The organism is Paenibacillus rubinfantis (assembly GCF_001486505.1).
GTDB classification, from domain to species: domain Bacteria; phylum Bacillota; class Bacilli; order Paenibacillales; family Paenibacillaceae; genus Fontibacillus; species Fontibacillus rubinfantis.
The window spans coordinates 935935-953353 of the sequence record NZ_LN909065.1 but is presented as its reverse complement, the minus strand read 5'-3'; the positions used below and the strand labels follow the sequence as shown (position 1 = coordinate 953353).

Sequence of the window (17419 nt, the reverse complement as noted above, 5' to 3'; positions counted from 1 at the left end):
CCCTAGCGATCATACGCTATGGATCGGGAGGTTTTTTTATTTTACATGGTAGTTGAAGAAAATTAGAAAATACTTGGTTGTTCAAGGAGGATTTTGAATTATGGCGGACCACAACGTGCCCCATGACGTTTACCGAGCCCAGGCCATCGAACCAAAGTGGCAGGCTTTCTGGGATGAGCATCACACCTTTAAAACACGGGAAGAATCGGGTAAACCGAAATTTTATGCGCTCGACATGTTCCCTTATCCTTCGGGGGCGGGCCTCCACGTAGGCCATCCGGAAGGCTATACGGCCACGGATATCGTCTCCCGTTTTAAACGGATGCGCGGTTACAACGTGCTGCATCCGATGGGTTGGGACGCTTTCGGCTTGCCAGCGGAGCAGCATGCGCTCGACACGGGCGAACATCCGCGTGATATCACGGTCAAGAATATCAACAATTTCCGTCGCCAGATCAAATCGCTGGGCTTCTCCTACGATTGGGACCGCGAGATCAGCACGACCGATCCGGATTATTACAAGTGGACGCAGTGGATTTTTATCCAGTTGTATAAAAAAGGACTGGCCTATGTGGCCGAAGTTCCGGTGAACTGGTGCCCGGCGCTGGGAACGGTATTGGCGAACGAAGAGGTCATCGACGGCAAGAGTGAGCGCGGCGGCCATCCGGTCATCCGCAAGCCGATGCGCCAATGGGTGCTGAAAATTACTGAATATGCCGAACGGCTGCTCGAAGACCTTGAGGAGCTGGACTGGTCGGAAAGCATCAAGGATATGCAACGCAACTGGATTGGCAAATCCGAAGGGGCCGAGGTCGTGTTCGAGATCGAAGGATATGACGCGTCCCTGACCGTCTTTACGACGCGCCCGGATACGCTGTTTGGGGCCACCTATGCGGTGCTTGCGCCGGAGCATGAACTGGTCCAAGCGATCACAACTGATGCCCAGCGTGACGCGGTTCAAGCTTATCAAGATCAAGCTGCACGCAAGAGCGACCTGGAGCGTACCGATTTGGCAAAGGAGAAAACCGGGGTATTTACCGGCGCTTACGCGATCAACCCGGTGAACGGCGCGAAGCTGCCGATCTGGATTGCCGACTATGTGCTGGCGGGCTACGGAACCGGCGCGATTATGGCGGTACCGGGGCACGATGAGCGCGACTACGAATTCGCCAAGCAGTTTGATCTGCCGATCATTGAGGTGGTTGAAGGCGGCGATGTAACGAAGGAAGCCTATACTGGTGACGGTACTCACGTCAACTCCGGCTTCTTAAATGGATTAGGCAAAGAAGAGGGCATCAAGAAAATGATCTCCTGGCTGGAGGAGAACGGCAAAGGCCGCGGCAAGGTGACATATCGCCTGCGCGACTGGTTGTTCAGCCGTCAACGGTATTGGGGCGAGCCGATTCCGATTCTGCATCTGGAAGACGGCACGATGAAGCCGGTGCCGGAAGATCAGCTTCCGCTTGTTCTGCCGGATGTCGACGCCATCAAACCGTCGGGCACGGGGGAATCGCCGCTGGCGAACGTGACCGAATGGGTGAACACCGTGGATCCGGAAACCGGGAAGCCAGCCCGTCGCGAGACGAACACGATGCCGCAATGGGCCGGCAGCTGCTGGTATTACCTTCGTTATATCGATCCACACAACGACAAAGAGCTGTGCTCGAAAGAGAAGCAGCAGGAATGGCTGCCGGTTGACCTGTACATCGGCGGGGCCGAGCACGCGGTGCTTCATCTGCTCTACGCCCGGTTCTGGCACAAAGTGCTGTACGATCTTGGAGTCGTATCGACGAAGGAACCCTTCCATAAGCTGGTGAACCAAGGGATGATCCTCGGCACTAACAATGAGAAGATGAGTAAATCCCGCGGCAACGTCATCAATCCGGATGAGATCGTAAACGAATATGGAGCGGACACGCTGCGTGTTTATGAAATGTTTATGGGACCGCTGGAAGCAACCAAACCATGGAATGCCAGCGGCGTGGAAGGCATTCACCGCTTCCTGTCCCGCGTATGGCGTCTGTTCGTAGCCGAAGACGGCAGCCTGAATCCGAAGATTACGGCGGACGGGGGAAGCGACGAATTTAAACGCACTTGGCACAAAACGGTTAAGAAAGTGACCGAAGATTTTGAGAACCTGCGCTTTAACACAGCGATCAGCCAACTGATGATTTTCGTCAACGAAGCTTACAAGACGGACGCCGTCCCGAAAGCAGCGGCTGAGAATTTCGTACAGCTGCTGTCCCCGCTGGCACCGCATTTGGCGGAAGAGCTGTGGGAGCGTCTTGGCCATGCCGATACGATTACGTATGAGAAGTGGCCGGCATACGACGAGGCTTGGACGGTGGAAGCCGAAGTTGAAATCGTCGTGCAGGTGAACGGGAAAATCGTAGACCGCACGAAGATTTCCAAGGACCTGGATCAAGCAGCGATGCAGGAACATAGCTTAAGCCTGCCGAACGTGCAGCAGGCGGTGGCCGGGAAGACGATTCGCAAAGTGATTGCCGTTCCAGGCAAGCTGGTAAATATCGTCGTCGGATAAGTTTTTCCACCCGAGGGGGTGGCAGTTGGGTCAGGAGATGGAGGTTGCCCCCGATCCGTCCGGCGGTTTGACGCCGGAAAGGGGGCCTTCCCTTTCCGAATCTGATGGTGCAATATCTGCGGACGGCGGCAAGGTGTCCGGAATCTCCGGGTGAAACAGCACATGCAGCTTGCCGATATCGTCGTCATATTTGCGGTGCGTCGTTTCAATCAGACGGGCAAAAACTCCGCGCAGACCGGAGTCGAGCACGGCGATACCTTCGGCGGTAACTCCTCCGGGAACGGCAACCCGCTCGATCAGCTCCTCCGGACTCAGGCCGCCATCGGTCAGTAATTTTCCGGTGCCCAGCAGCATTTCCGAGCCAAGCACAATCGCTTCGTCATACCCGATTCCCGTCCGCTCGGCGGCCGACTCGGCCCACAGCTGGAGCATATACGCAACGAAAGCCGGTCCACAGCTGGATAGATCCGATGCGATCCGGGTTTCGCTTTCTTTGAGGGTAATCGGTTTGCTGATCGAGGACATCAGCTGCTCCAGCAGCAGCCGGTCTTCAGGACGAACCCGCTTGCCGTAGATGCAGAGCGAAGCGCCGCTGTGAACGGAATGCGTAACGCTGGGAATGATCTTGGCGATTTTCGAGGGAAGAGCTTCTTCTAAAGTTTCAATCTGAACGGGGCTGGTAATCGACACGACGATTTGTTTGTCGTCGAGCACGTCCCGGAGTTCCGCGATAACATCGGGGTAATCCAGGGGTTTGACGCACAAGAAGACGATTTTGCTTCCCTGCGCGGCTTCGGCATTGCTGCCGTACACCAGCAGACCCGGATGGCGCTGAACCAGCCATTTGGTTTTGTAGGGAGAGCGGTTGCTGGCACAAATGTTATGCGGGAGCAGCGCGCCGGAACGCAAAAATGCGTCGATGAGCAGGCTTCCCATGGATCCGGTACCGATGAAGGCGACTTTCATCCGGCTTCCCCTTTCCGTGCTTAACGCACTATCTTGGTAAAACAATAAGGTGGATCGCATTTCGTTTACGTGAGATAAACGGTTAGTTTGACTGGAGCGCGAACCGACTTCTGCCGTTTCTACTTCACCTGTATAAATATGTATGCAGCTTGATTGGATCTTCATGACTATCGTTGGATTCCTTTAAGATGTTTCATAGGGGAGTGGATTACAGATGCGAAGGGAACTCGTATTAACGGCGATCGTTTCGGCTGCGATCGGCGCCGGGTTGATGCTGCTAGCGACAGGGGCTCGCCCGCCCGTGGGGATCGAGGGCTGGACGCCGGTAAATGCCGAAGTTCAGGCACTGTTGGCCGAGGAAAACGCGGCGGGGAAAGGCTCTGGCGTCGTGAATGCCCCGACTGGGGAAGCGGCAGCAGGTGGCAGTCCGGGAACGACGGCATCAACAGCCGGAGGGAATCCGGCTTTAGCTGCTGCGGAAGCAGGGAGTAGCGGAACCGCGCCCGGAGCGGTAGGCACCGCATCCCCAACCGCGAGCCCAACGGATAAGGCCGGGGATCTCGTCAAGTCCGTAGAAACCGGTAAGATCAGCATCAATCGGGCTGGACTAGCCGAGCTGCAGGAGATTCCCGGGATCGGCGAGAAGAAAGCCCAGGCGATCCTGGATTACCGCAATACGCATGGCGCATTTACCTCCATTGAAGAGTTGACCCAGGTCAAAGGGATCGGAGACAAAATGTTGGAGAAAATGAAGCCTTACATCGGGCTGTAAGCCTGTGTGATCGAAAGCTAGTTGTGAGGGGGATAATGGGATGAATCCGGACAAACGCAAAGACTGGGATACGTATTTCATGGATATCGCTTATATGGTATCAACGCGGTCGCGCTGCAACCGCCGTCATGTCGGCGCTGTGCTGGTTCAGGGCAAGAAGCTGCTGGGCACCGCCTATAACGGAGCCCCTTCCGGCGTCCCGGACTGCTCGGAGGCCGGCTGTATGATCGCGGAAGAGTACGAGCTTGTGGTCGAAGACGGCCAGGAAAAAATGGTGAAGAAGCAGCGCTGCGTCCGCACCATTCATGCCGAGCAGAACCTGCTGTTATTCACGGACCGGATCGATCGGGAAGGGTCCAGCGTTTACGTCACGGACGAGCCGTGCTGGACTTGCGCGAACATGCTAGCCAACAGCGGTATTACGGAAATCGTGTTTCATCGGCCCTATCCGAAGGATACCGGCAAAGTGACCGCGATGATGGCGCAAAAAGGAATCACCTTCCGCCGTCTGGAAGGCTATCAGCCGCCGCAGGAAACGATCGCGCACGTGGAAGAGTAACTGAATAAGAACGATACAGTATCGAATGCGGAAGCACCTCATTCGCCTTAGGGCGGGTGAGGTGTTTTTTTGCTTTTTCGGAACAAGGAGGGGGTTCCCGTGAACCGGAGACCGTTAATCGCGATCGCCTGCGGCTGGATGGCCGGCAGCGGCTTGGCGGCGTCTTACACCGGCTGGCGTTTTTGGTTGTTTACGCTGGGGTTATCGCTGGTATGCCCGGCTGTCGTAATGATTTGGCGTCAGTCTTGGCGGAGTATCGCCTTGGTATGGCTGGCTTTCTTAATTGGAGGCGGCTACTGGCTGTATCATGAAGCGGGAAATGTGAGCAGAATCGGGGCGCTGGCGGCGGAGACAAGCCCTGACAAGGAAGAGGCGCAGCCGCTTGATGGACAATCCGTCCGTTTGGAGGGAACGATCGTGTCCACGGTAAAGGTGGATGGCGATCGAGCGGATTTTACACTGAAGGCCAGCCGCGTGTCGCTGAAGTTGGCAGGGGGGAGAGCGTCGGCGATGCAGGAGATCCCGGGCGGAGAAAAGGTCGCCGTCCAACTGCGGCTGGCGTCTCCAAGCGAACAGCATACGGCCGCATCCTGGCGGCGCGGTCTTTGGGTTACGCTTGGCGGAACGCTGGAATCGCCTCCGCCTGCTCGTAATTTCGGCGCGTTTGATTACCGCCGGTACTTACATTTGCAGCGGATTCATTGGCTGGTTAAGGTGCCGGGCGCGTCCGCACTTCAGTCGGGTCAACCCACCCGCGGGACCGCCGCTGCGTTGGGAGTTGTCGACGCGCTGCGCGACCGCCTTGGCGAGCGGATTGAGCGGTTGTTTCCGGGGTGGCAAGCCGGTTATATGAAGGGGCTGCTGATCGGCCTGCAGGATGAGCTGGACCCGGATAAATACGCGGAGTTTACGCAGCTTGGGCTCACGCATATTCTCGCTATCTCCGGCAGCCATGTCGCGATAAATGTGGCGCTCGTCCTGGGATTGCTGCGTCTGTGCCGTTTGACGCGGGAGACCGCAATCACGGTAGCGTTGCTCTTCGTGCCGGGTTACATGCTGCTCACCGGCTTCTCCCCGTCGGTCATCCGGTCCGGGCTGATGACGATGCTGGGGTTATACTTGCTGAGGCGTGGACTGCTGAAGGACAGCCTGAACGTCTTAGCCGCCGTTGCATTGCTGATGTTGTTTTGGGACCCGTACTATCTGCTGAACGTCAGCTTCCAGCTCTCGTTTGCCGTGACGGCGGGGCTCATCGTGTTTGTGCCGCTGCTGGCTCCATATTTCCGCGGGTTACCGGGAAAGACAGGGAACGCTGTAGCGATCACGCTGGCGGCTCAGCTGGTGTCTTTTCCACTAACGATCGTTTACTTCAACCAGTTTTCCTTCTTGTCCATTCCGGCCAATTTGCTGCTGGTTCCAGTCATCGGCACACTGGCGCTTCCACTGGGGACAGGGGCGCTGCTGCTAAGCTTCCTGTCGGTTCGGATCGGTGTATGGGCGGCCCTTCCGGTACGTTGGCTGAATACGGCGACATTTGAGGCGACAAGCTGGCTTGGCGAACGCAGCGGCTTTATGACTTATTGGAAATCGCCGTCGCTGTTTTGGGTGGCGGCATTTTATGCCGGGGGCTATCTCCTGCTCTATTGGGGAAAAAGACGGGAACGTATCGCTGCCGAAGCGATAGCCGAAAGGTGGCAAGAGGAGGAGACGGTTCCTCTGAGACCGTTAGCAGCAGCGGCTTCCAACCCTAGGCACAAGCGCATCTTGAGATTTGGCGGTAAGGGACGGTTGCAGTTCGACCGGGCGCTTGCCTATAAACTGGGCCAGTGGGTGTGGGCTAGGCGACGTGACCTCCTGCGCTTGACCGCAGCTGTAGGCATGGTGCTGCTGCTCCTCTCCGGTTATCAGTCAGCCTACCGGAAAGGGACAGGCTACATCGAGTTCATCGACGTTGGCCAAGGCGATAGCGCCTTGATCACGACACCTTCCGGCAAACATTTGCTGGTGGACGGCGGGGGGACGGTGTCGTTTCGCAAAGCGAAGGACGCTTGGCGGGAGCGGCGCGAACCTTTTGAGGTGGGGGCCAAAACGGTCGTTCCCCTGCTCAAAAAGCGGGGGATTCACCGCTTGGATGCGGTGATTTTGTCGCACGGGGACCAGGATCATATCGGCGGGCTGCAGGCGGTGCTGGATTCGTTCCCCGTCGAGGCGGTGCTGATCAACGGCAGTCTGGCGGAGTCGAAGACGATGACGGCGCTGATGGAGACGGCGATAGCCAACAACATCCCTATCTACTCGGCCTTTGCAGGGATGACTCTTGATCCGGATGAGAGAACCAAGCTGACTTTTTTGGCTCCAAACCCATCAATTGTTTCAGATCGTGTTTCAATCATGAAAAACCAAAACCATCTTTCTATCGTGTTTCAGCTCGTCATGGATGGAGTTTCATTTGTATTTACGGGAGATATGGATGTTTCAGCAGAAAAGAGCCTTATCGGTGAGATTAAGCAATCTGGATCGGATCGGGCAGGTCTCTTATCGACCCGGATTGATGTTTTGAAAGTTGCCCATCACGGCAGCAAAACCTCAACTTCGGAACAATGGTTAAGCGAGTTGAACCCGGTTGTTTCAGTAATTTCCGTAGGACAATCCAACTCTTACGGCCATCCGAATCAAGAGGTGGTGGGACGTCTAGAACGAATAGGCAGCCTCATTTATCGAACGGATTTGCACGGGGGGATTCAAATGAAAGTGCAAGGGGGACAGCTGTGGTCACGAAAAAAAACCTTTACACAATCAGTGAAACGTGATTAAATAAACCTGAAACCGGTATCAGAATAATTCTTATTTGTTTCAGTTAATTTCATGAAATTCTGAAGTCATCATCAACTGATCAGGAGCGAATCTAGCAGATGGAGGTAGGATGAAATTATTTGTGGTACGTCACGGCGAATCCTTAGGGAACCTGCATTTAGATCAAGATATGCCGGATTCACCATTGACGCGGTTTGGCAATGTGCAATCCCAAACGGCCGCACTATTATTATGTAAGCAATCGATTACGAAAATTGTATCCAGCCCATTAGTCCGGGCCATGGAAACCGCAAAGCCACTTTCGGAGTTGATGTCTGTCCCTGTTGAGGTTTGGATGGACTTATACGAATATCGTGAAGGACCATCTTTCCACGGTCGGTCACGTACGGAACTCCAAAAGATTGTACAAAACACCTTATTGCCGGAAGAAATCTCGGAATCAGGTTGGCGGTGCCCTGGAGAGGAGAATCATGATCTGGTTCAGAAGCGAGCGAAATCCGTCATTCAGCGAATTCGCAGTTTCTCTGAAGACAACCTCGTTCTGTTTTCTCATGGGATGCTGATTAATTTTCTTATTCGCGAGCTACTGCATATTGCGGACATCTCAAGGGTTCAATTTGCTCAAAGCAACACGGGGATTAACGCTTTTCAATTGGTAGGAGATCAGGTGGAGGTGCTGGCCATCAATCAAACGGAACATCTTCGTTTGCTGGATGCGAAATGAAAATAGGAAAGACCGGCACACCCTAAGAGAGAGGAGAGAAACGTTTTTGCATCTATACGTCATCAGGCACTCCCAATCTACGATGAATGTAGGCAAAGGAGGAGGGGCCAATTGCGGCCTATCCGATATTGGCGCGTGGCAGGCCGAGCAAATTCCAGGGTTTTTCGATAACATCCCGATTAAAGCTATCTTTTGCAGTCCGTTAAAGCGTGCTGTTTTGACAGCGACGCCTTTGGCAAATCGTAAGAAAATGCCGATTATTTTAGTCCCGCAGATGTCTGAGATTTTCCATGGAGACTGGACCGATTATCGCGATTACCCTTGGGAGGATTGTCAGAAAGTGACAAGTGATTTCCCAAACACCGAATTTCTGCATTCTCACGATCAAAGTCAACCTTGGTGGCCGGTCTGGCCGGAAACCTATGGGGACGTCAGAGCTCGGGTTCAAATTTTCTTTGATGCGGAGATTGCTCCTTACCTGGGAACTGATGAGCACATCGTTGTTTTCGGGCATGGTCAATCGACGGCGGACTTAAAGCAAATTGCCCACCCGGGTTGCACCATTCCGGTATATAACGCCGGTGTAGTGGAGTACGTACTGAACGAAGTCGGGACCTGCTTGTCCGCGAAAGTACATACCGACCATCTAGGTCCGCATGTATCTGATTAAAAAACTTTAGGGGGATATCCATGTTTAAAAAATCCATTGGTTTCATCCTTATTTGCACTCTTTTGATAACGCTTACGGCTTGTGGTCCGAAACGCGATACGGCACAAGGGACCGAAAATGCCGGAACCTCGAATTCGAATACGGCCGCACAGGGCAATACTGAGGAAGCAAAGCCTGAAAAGCTGGTGATTTGGGCGAACGATTCGGAAAAAGAGCTGGCTTCCATTCGTACGATTACAAGCAGATTTACCGCAGAGAACGGAATTGAAGTGGAAGTTGTGCCGGTGAATGCACGCGAACAGTCGAAAACGTTTTCACTTGACGGACCTGCTGGCCGGGGCCCTGACCTTTGGTGGGCAACGCATAACTCGATGGGGAAAAACGTGCTGCAAGGCTTGGCCGAGCCGTTTGACCTGGATGAAGAAACGTTAAAGAACTATTCGGAAGAAGCGATCCAAGCGGTGACGATTGACGGCAAGATCTACAACCTGCCGATGGTCGTTGAGACTGCGGTGCTGTTTTATAACAAAAAGCTGCTTCCGGAGCAACCTGAAAGCTGGAGCGACCTGGAGCAATTTACTTCTACCTTTACGAATCCGTCCGACAACAAATACGGCTTCCTGATCGACGGAACGAACTTCTACTATACCAACATGTTTATGCAAGGAAACGGCGGGTATATTTTCGGTTACGACAAGAGCACGGGATATAACATTGACGATATCGGCCTCAACAACGAAGGCTCTGTGAAAGGCGCGAATTTAATCCAATCCTGGTTTGAAAAGAATTACTTGCCGAAGTCGATTACCGGCGACGTTATGGACGGTCTGTTTAAAGAAGGGAAAGTGGGGGCCGTCATCTCGGTGCCTGCATCCTTGATGAACTATGCCGATGCGTTAAAGGATGATTTGGGCGTTGCACCGATTCCAAAATTGGATAACGGTAACCGTCCACCTTCCTTCTTGGGGATTAAGGGTTGGGTTTTGTCTCCGTTCTCCAAAAATAAAGAATGGGCGAAGAAACTGGCGTTGTTCATGACCAATCAAGCTTCCCTGGAAAATCACTTCCGTGTAGCTGGTGAAGTACCGGCGACTCTGGGGATTTTAACCAGTGACTTGATTACGAAGGACCCGTATTTCTCGGCGGTTGCAGAACAAAGCAAGTACGCAACACCTACACCAAACAACCCTGAGATCTCACAAACTTGGGAGCCGATGAAGAACGCTTTTGTTTTCCTGTCACAAGGAAACGATGCGCAAGAGGTGCTTAACGAAGCGGTAGAGCAAATCAAGGAGCAGATCAACATCAACAATGCATCTGCGAAATAAACCGGGGACAAGGCGGGGGAGGAGTGATCCTCTTCCGCCTGATTTTCACCCGTCAGCAGGGAGGTCTATTTATTGAATGGGAAGCAAGTGAGGGACCGGAATGCCGGCAATTCCCACAGTCCACGTATCGCAATGCTGCTGTCCATCATTCCCGGACTAGGACAAATCTATAATCGAAGATATTTCAAAGGTGTTTTGTTTTTTGGAATCATCGCGGCGTTTTTCATTGTGTTTGGCAATTTCCTTAACATCGGTTTCTGGGGATTAGTTACCTTGGGGACGCTGGAAGGGGTGGACGATTCCAGAAGGCTGCTGATTCAAGGGATTGTGTCAGTGATTTTAACCGTTTTTGCCTTAGGGGTATATTGGATCAATCTGGTAGACGCCAAGAAGGATGCGGAGCGCATCAGCAACGGGTGGAGAAAAACTACCCTGCGGGAAGGGTTCAACAATGCCTGGGACAAAGGATTTCCTTATGCCTTAGTAGCCCCAGGGTTATTTATGATCGTTTTTGTACTCATTTTGCCGCTCCTGTTTATGGTGGCACTAGCCTTTACGAATTACAATATCTACAATTCACCGCCGAAATTTTTGCTTAGCTGGGTGGGGGTTGAGAACTTTTTGAATGTTTTCTCCGTCCCGGTATGGCGGAAAACCTTCTTTTCAGTGTTATCGTGGACCGTTGTATGGACCTTAGTTGCGACCACCTTGCAAATCAGTTTAGGCCTCTTCTTGGCCGTGATCGTCAACGACAAGCGGGTGAAGTACAAGAAATTGATCCGCACCATTCTAATCTTGCCGTGGGCCGTGCCCGGATTCGTTTCGATCTTGACGTTTGCGGCGATGTTTAACGACCAATTTGGGGCCGTGAACAATCAACTGCTAGCCCCGTTAGGGTTAAACATCCCATGGTTAACGGATCCATTATGGACGAAAATCGCGATTATCTTCGTTGAGGTTTGGCTGGGGTTCGCTTATATCTTTGCGTTATTCACCGGGGTGCTGCAAAGTATTTCCGAGGATTGGTATGAGGCGGCAGAGGTGGACGGAGCTAGCCGATGGCAACGATTTAGGAATATCACGCTGCCTCACGTCTTATTTGCCTCCGCGCCCTTATTGATCATGCAATATACCGGCAATTTCAATAATTTCAACCTAATTTATTTATTTAATCAGGGTGGACCGCCGGTTCGCGGGCAAACCGCAGGGTCTACAGACATTATTATCTCCTGGGTGTACAAGTTAACCTTCGATACGCTGAATTATAATATGGCTGCTGTCATTTCCATTATGCTTGGCGTTATCGTCGCGGGCATCGCCTTTTTCCAATTCAAGCGTACCCGTTCGTTCAAGGAAGGAGGAATTGACGGATGAGTGGAAAGCTGAAGTCCAAACTTGAAGTAGCGGGGATTTATCTGGTGATCTTCGTGATGTTTCTGGTCATCGTATACCCTCTAATCTGGGTGTTTGGGATCTCTTTGAATCCGGGAACCAGCATGTACAGCGCAACGATCATTCCGAAAAATGCTTCCTTCGAACATTATCGCTGGCTGTTTACCAATGAGGATAGCAACTATCTCTTGTGGTACAAAAATACGTTGATCGTAGCTAGCGCCAAAACTGTTCTTTCGTTAGCCGTGACTTTATTTATCGCTTATGCTTTTTCCCGATATCACTTTGTAGGCCGAAAAAACGGTCTTTACGTCCTGATGCTCATCAAGATCTTTCCCGTGCTGATGGGGATGGTTGCGATCTATATTTTGCTCAGCTTGGTTGGTTTGCTTGACTCGCTGGTGGGGTTAATTTTGGTTTATGTCGGCACGTCCATTCCCACCCATGCCTTCTTGGTTAAAGGGTTCTTTGATACGATTCCAAGAGACTTGGATGAGGCGGCAAAAATTGACGGTGCCGGTCATGTACGTGTCTTTGTGCAAATCATTTTACCTCTTGCCGTTCCGATTATCGCTGTAGTAGCTTTGTTTAACTTTATGGCTCCGTTTATGGATTTCCTCCTGCCGCGGATCGTCATCCGAAGTCCAGAAAACTATACATTGGCGCTTGGGTTGTTTAACCTGGTGAATCAGGAGTTCGGTCAAAACTTCACGCGGTTTGCCGCAGGTTCGATTCTGATCGCGGTGCCGATTGCAACCGTGTTTCTTTTCTTCCAGCGGTATCTCATCAGCGGCTTAACGGCGGGTGCCTCAAAGGGATAATTTCGTTTGGTGGATGCCCGGCAGGAGTAACTTTTTTGCCGGGCTTATTTTTACCTAAAAGGAAGTGCAACGATTAATGGCAATCGCGAGTCCTTGGCATATTGGAATACTAGAACTGATCGGGCGCCTGTTGTTATCGCTTTTTTTGGGCGGAATTATTGGATATGAAAGAGAAATGAATCGCCATGCGGCCGGTTTGAGAACCAACATCCTGGTTTGCGTGGGCTCGACGTTAATTATGCTGTTATCGATCTACGGATTCACCCAATTTCTCGAAGAACCTTCCGTTCGCAGTGATCCGGCGAGACTGGCAGCTCAAGTGATTAGCGGAATTGGCTTTTTGGGAGCAGGTACCATCATGCAGAAAGGGGCATCGATTAAAGGATTAACCACCGCAGCAACCTTATGGGTGATGGCGGCCATCGGTTTAGCTGTAGGAGCGGGCTTCTATTACCCGGCAGTGATTACATGTTGTATCGTCTTCATTTCGCTCAAAGTGCTGAACAAGGTAGAGCACCGCTTCATGACCTCCAGCAAAGAACTTACACTTAAAATGGACATCCTGCCGGACTCCCCTCAAACGGAGGAGCTTTACGCTTTTTTCACCGGCTTAGATTTAGATATTAAAGCAGTAAACATGACGAAGTATCAGATCAAATTGACCTTTCTTGTCCCTAAAAAAACCTCCCTGTTTGATTTGTTGGAGAAAATTCATACACTTCCGGGTGTATCTACGGTTAATATGGAAAGATAACTGGTGATGAATCGGAAAATATAGTAAAATAAATGCATTTATAAGTCCCGGATCCTATTCTTTCAGTAGAGGTGAATGAAAATCGCAACGATTAGAGATGTTGCTCTTAAGGCTGGAGTATCACCTGCTACCGTTTCCAGGGTGATTACGAATAAGGGCAACACGACCGAAGAAATTAAGAAACGCGTACTGCTTGCGATGGAAGAGCTCAAGTATGTTCCCAATATTAATGCCCAATCCCTCTCTTCAAACAAATCCCGGACGGTTTGTTTTTCAATTGCTCGAAATCCTAAGGAAATTCTCGGGAATGCATTCTTTAGCGATGTATTGTTCGGGGTTTCGGAAGCGGCGAAACTGCAGAACTATAATCTGCAATTTGCTTTCTTTCACACCATTGAGGAACAGATGGAGAAATGCCTGAAACTCTATCGGCAAAAGCAGGCGGACGGGTTTATTTTTACAAGTATTCGTTCGGCGGATAAGGATTACTTGCTAAATAGCATGCAGGTGAAGCAAATCCCATTTGTTATGATTGGGAACAACCTCTCCCATAACGTGCTATCGGTACATAATGATAACGTACGAGATAGTTATACAGCGACAAAGTATTTGCTGGATAAAGGCTATCGCCAAATTCTATTCCTTACGCCTAACTTGAAGCAGGATGTGATCTATGATCGCATTCACGGTTATCAACGGGCAGTAGAAGAGAAGGGGATTCGACCTTCTTCGGACTATATCATTTACAGCGGGGATGAAGAGGACGAGGTGATGGAGGCTCTGCTGCAAGCGGATCAAACGGGACTGCCTTTTGATTCAATCATCACGATGGAGAGCATCATGTCCCTTAGCGCCTTAAAATACTGCCATATCCGAGGGAAGAAGGTGCCTGAAGAGATCGGCATCCTGTGTTTCAATAACGCACCGTATCTGGACAAGGTGTCTCCTGCGATCAGTTGCATCGATTTAAACCCCGTTTTGTTGGGGGCCGAGGCGTTTAATTTATTGTTAGATCGCATGGAAAATCCTGCGGATTCGTTCGTCAACAAGGGAATCACTTTGCCGTCCAAAATCATCGAGCGTCAGACAACTTAATAGATCTAAGATAAAACGCTGGAATCCGTGCCATCTGCCGAGCCAGCTTTTTATATTTTTACTGGAAAAACGACTCGAATGACGAGGCCCGTTTTTTTTGGTATTCTTAGGTGAGATTCAAAGGATTCCGTACGAGAACAGCTTGGATATTGATCTGAAGGATGGACTCCAAATTATTTTTAAAAAATAGTAACAACATTGCAACATCTTGTCGGACGTTAGCGTCTGTAAGGATGCAAGGAAGGGGGAGCCTTAGTGGTAGAGCAGGGACTCATCAGAGCCGCTCAAACGGGCGATCGCGACGCTCTAATCACCCTATTGCGAGAAATAGAACAACATGTGTACCGGACGGCCTTTTACATTTTGAACAATGAGCAGGATGCGCATGACGCTGCTCAAGAAGCTCTCATTCGCATTTATACCAAAATTAATTCTTATGAGGAAAAAGCACAGTTCAAAACCTGGGTTCAACGGATCGTGACCAACATCTGTATCGACAAATTTCGTAGGAATAAGCCAACCGTATCGATCGAGGAGCACGAAATGGTGTTTCAGGGGAATGATAGCGTTGAACGGGAAGTCATGTCGGGCTATTTGGCCGAAGACATCCGCAGCGCGATCGAACAATTGCCGGAACATCATCGGTCGGTGGTTGTGCTGAGGTATTTGCAGGATTTTTCGTATAACGAAATTGCTGACAGCTTGAATTTGCCGCTGAATACGGTGAAATCCTATTTATTCAGGGCTAGGCAACAGCTGCAGCATTTACTCCAAGATTATCAGAAGGGTGGTGTATCAGGATGAAGTGCCCGGAGGCGGTGGAATGGATGCATCGTTATCTAGACCATGACTTAAACGAAGAGGAAAGTTTTCTGCTCTTTGAACATATTCGCAGTTGCGAGGAATGCGCCGAAACGTTTGAGCTGTTAAACAAGCTGTCCGCGCAATTGGAGGAGTTGCCGAAGGTGGTTCCGAACTATAGCCTCGTGGACGCGATCCTTCCGCAGTTGGACGAGATCGACCGAGCTCGCCGTGAAGGCGGCAGCACAGCCGAGGAGACGATCCTGCCGATGACGGCGGTGCATGTCGACGCGGATCCCGGTCCAGCAGGCCGTGCGCTGCCTAGCCGACGCAGCTCGCGACGTCAGGAAGCGGACCCTGGAGTGCGCCGGAGCCGGATTTACCGGTACGGGTCGCTTGGGGTTGCCGCGGCTCTGATTCTAGGCGTGTTCATTTATCAATATGAACCACGCACCGTATCGGATGCCGAAATCGCCATGAACTCGATGGCTTCGGATTCCGTGGGCGAGGACTCTTCGGCTGCGGATTCGGCCGGCGATGCAGCGGGAAACGCCCGGCTGTTTTCGGACGGCAGCAATGCCGGTGGCCTTGAAATCGGAGAGCGGGATGGTGTGGCGCCTAAAGAAGAAGGCCCTCCAAGCGAAGGTTCGGATTCCGGCGGCCTTGAGGATCGGACCGCTCCTGGGAGCTCCCCAGACGCCGGTGCTCCGGCGACGAAGCCGGATGTGGATGCCAAAGCGCCAAGCAAGCCGGAGACCGGGAAGAACGATCCGATGGGAGACCCGGCGATGCCGCCATCGGCAAATAACAGTGGCGCACCTACTCAGGGATCGACATCGCAGGGGGCGGATAATTCGTCGGATCCTCTTGCCGATACGGTAGCTCCGGATGGTTCTGAGGATGAACTCATAGAACGACAATTGACTTTTGAGGATCCGAGTCAGAAGATGGGGATTGCGAACTTTAACAGCTGGACTTCGCCGGACGGGAAATTTGAAGCCGAGTTGAAGGACGGTCATCTGCTGGTGTACAGTCTCGAGGCTCCGGATCGGAAGCAGGTAGCTGATCAGACGATCGACGGCAATTGGGTTGACGGTGCTTGGTCGGAGGAAGGCCATGTATTTACGTACGAGATCGATATCGAAGGGACCCCTGCGGTTCGTACGATCAATGCCGAGCAGGCAGCCGCAGATGCTGCCAAAGGAACTCAGCCCTAAAAGAGAACCACGAGCGGACAAAAATGGGCGGTTTTTTGAACATGCAGCAGGCACCTTTTCAGGAGATATGGAATAGGTTATATGTATAGTAGAGATAGCGGTTTGGACCCCTGATCGTCGTATGACCGCGGGCGGGAGAGTTTCTAGAGCTTTTCGGCCCGCGTTTATATAGATGTTCCGGGACAGAGGGATCTTTCGCCAAGAGGCAGAGGTCCCTCTGTTGCATTTATAGCGGTTGTTTAAAAATTCGGTTTGCGATCACGAAGCGCTCTCGGGGAAGTGGAATCGACGTCGAATCTTGAATTCAGCCGGGCCTTGCGTTGCTCACGTAGCCTCCGGCTACGCTCCGCTACTCAGTCCCTAAGCTTCATCCAACCTTCTTGGTGCTCTCAACCCGACTTTTTAAACCTTTATTGGAGGCGGTTGTTTAAAAGGTCGGTTTGGGATCACGAAGCAGCATAGTCAATGGTGGCTTCTCGACGTCGAACCTTGAATTCGGCCGGGCCTTGCGCTGCTCACATTCCTGGCATCCCCGCAGGCTAACGGACTCCAGAGCCGTTATTTACACGTCTCGAATGCTCATCCGATTCTAACGGACCGAGGAGACCTTATTTTGGACAAATCCAGCTCAAAGGGTGTTGGAAGCGCCTAATAAGGTCTCTGGTGTCCGTTACAGCGGGAAATATCCGGGAAATGTGCAAATAAGGGCTGTACGGTCCGTTACGATACCTTAGGGGAACTTTACCTAGTAACCCCGCAGCTAACGGACTCCAGAGCCGTTATTTACACGTCTCGAATGTTCATCCGATTCTAACGGACCGAGGAGACCTTATTTTGGACAAATCCAGCTCAATGGGTGCCGGAAGCGCCTAATAAGGTCTCTGGTGTCTGTTACAGCGGGAAATAGCCGGGAAATGTGCAAATAAGGGCTGTACGGTCCGTTACGTTACTTCAGGGGAACTTT

14 protein-coding genes and 1 other annotated feature (1 of these 15 cut by a window edge) are annotated in these 17419 nt (G+C 51.7%); of the genes, 13 read left to right on the top strand and 1 reads right to left on the bottom strand.

Annotated elements, in window-relative coordinates:
- Positions 1 to 7: a binding site (T-box leader), on the top strand (it extends 211 nt beyond the left edge of the window).
- Between the two features lie 93 nt (positions 8 to 100).
- Positions 101 to 2542, top strand: a complete 2442-nt coding sequence (gene leuS, locus BN3277_RS15935) for a leucine--tRNA ligase (RefSeq protein ID WP_059044250.1) — start codon at positions 101 to 103, stop codon at positions 2540 to 2542.
- A 30-nt stretch (positions 2543 to 2572) separates the two neighbouring features.
- Here the strand turns inward: leuS and comER are convergent, their stop codons facing one another.
- The gene (gene comER, locus BN3277_RS15930; protein WP_059044248.1) at positions 2573 to 3508 is read right to left on the bottom strand and encodes a late competence protein ComER; all 936 of its coding nucleotides are present in this window, start codon (positions 3506 to 3508) and stop codon (positions 2573 to 2575) included.
- 214 nt (positions 3509 to 3722) lie between these two features.
- On the opposite strand from comER, the gene BN3277_RS15925 reads away from it, so the two are divergent.
- The 12 genes from BN3277_RS15925 to BN3277_RS15870 all read left to right on the top strand — a co-directional run bounded on the left by BN3277_RS15925 (position 3723) and on the right by BN3277_RS15870 (position 16455).
- On the top strand, positions 3723 to 4280 hold the full coding sequence (locus BN3277_RS15925) for a ComEA family DNA-binding protein (RefSeq protein ID WP_059044246.1): 558 nt from the start codon (positions 3723 to 3725) through the stop codon (positions 4278 to 4280).
- Between the two features lie 40 nt (positions 4281 to 4320).
- The gene (locus BN3277_RS15920) at positions 4321 to 4839 is read left to right on the top strand and encodes a deoxycytidylate deaminase (protein WP_016311414.1); all 519 of its coding nucleotides are present in this window, start codon (positions 4321 to 4323) and stop codon (positions 4837 to 4839) included.
- A gap of 99 nt (positions 4840 to 4938) precedes the next feature.
- Entirely contained in the window at positions 4939 to 7653 is a 2715-nt protein-coding gene (locus BN3277_RS15915) for a ComEC/Rec2 family competence protein (protein ID WP_059044244.1), read from the top strand.
- Positions 7654 to 7762: 109 nt separating this feature from the next.
- Positions 7763 to 8377, top strand: a complete 615-nt coding sequence (locus BN3277_RS15910) for a histidine phosphatase family protein (protein WP_059044242.1) — start codon at positions 7763 to 7765, stop codon at positions 8375 to 8377.
- Positions 8367 to 9047 (top strand): histidine phosphatase family protein, encoded by a 681-nt coding sequence (locus BN3277_RS15905; protein ID WP_262362882.1) that lies wholly within the window; start codon positions 8367 to 8369, stop codon positions 9045 to 9047. Before BN3277_RS15910 ends, BN3277_RS15905 begins: the two co-directional genes overlap by 11 nt.
- Positions 9048 to 9067: 20 nt before the next feature.
- Positions 9068 to 10375, top strand: a complete 1308-nt coding sequence (locus BN3277_RS15900) for an extracellular solute-binding protein (protein WP_059044238.1) — start codon at positions 9068 to 9070, stop codon at positions 10373 to 10375.
- 72 nt (positions 10376 to 10447) lie between these two features.
- Positions 10448 to 11749: a sugar ABC transporter permease gene (locus BN3277_RS15895; protein WP_222860917.1), complete on the top strand. Its 1302-nt coding sequence runs from the start codon at positions 10448 to 10450 to the stop codon at positions 11747 to 11749.
- Positions 11746 to 12588, top strand: a complete 843-nt coding sequence (locus BN3277_RS15890; RefSeq protein WP_059044237.1) for a sugar ABC transporter permease — start codon at positions 11746 to 11748, stop codon at positions 12586 to 12588. The genes BN3277_RS15895 and BN3277_RS15890 overlap by 4 nt, the downstream gene beginning before the upstream one ends.
- Positions 12589 to 12664: 76 nt before the next feature.
- Complete coding sequence (locus tag BN3277_RS15885; protein WP_082691477.1) at positions 12665 to 13342, top strand: MgtC/SapB family protein; 678 nt, start codon at positions 12665 to 12667, stop codon at positions 13340 to 13342.
- 75 nt (positions 13343 to 13417) lie between these two features.
- Positions 13418 to 14437 (top strand): LacI family DNA-binding transcriptional regulator, encoded by a 1020-nt coding sequence (locus BN3277_RS15880; RefSeq protein WP_082691476.1) that lies wholly within the window; start codon positions 13418 to 13420, stop codon positions 14435 to 14437.
- A gap of 255 nt (positions 14438 to 14692) precedes the next feature.
- On the top strand, positions 14693 to 15241 hold the full coding sequence (locus BN3277_RS15875; RefSeq protein ID WP_059044233.1) for an RNA polymerase sigma factor: 549 nt from the start codon (positions 14693 to 14695) through the stop codon (positions 15239 to 15241).
- Positions 15238 to 16455, top strand: a complete 1218-nt coding sequence (locus BN3277_RS15870) for an anti-sigma factor family protein (protein WP_059044230.1) — start codon at positions 15238 to 15240, stop codon at positions 16453 to 16455. Before BN3277_RS15875 ends, BN3277_RS15870 begins: the two co-directional genes overlap by 4 nt.
- Positions 16456 to 17419: the final 964 nt, after the last annotated feature.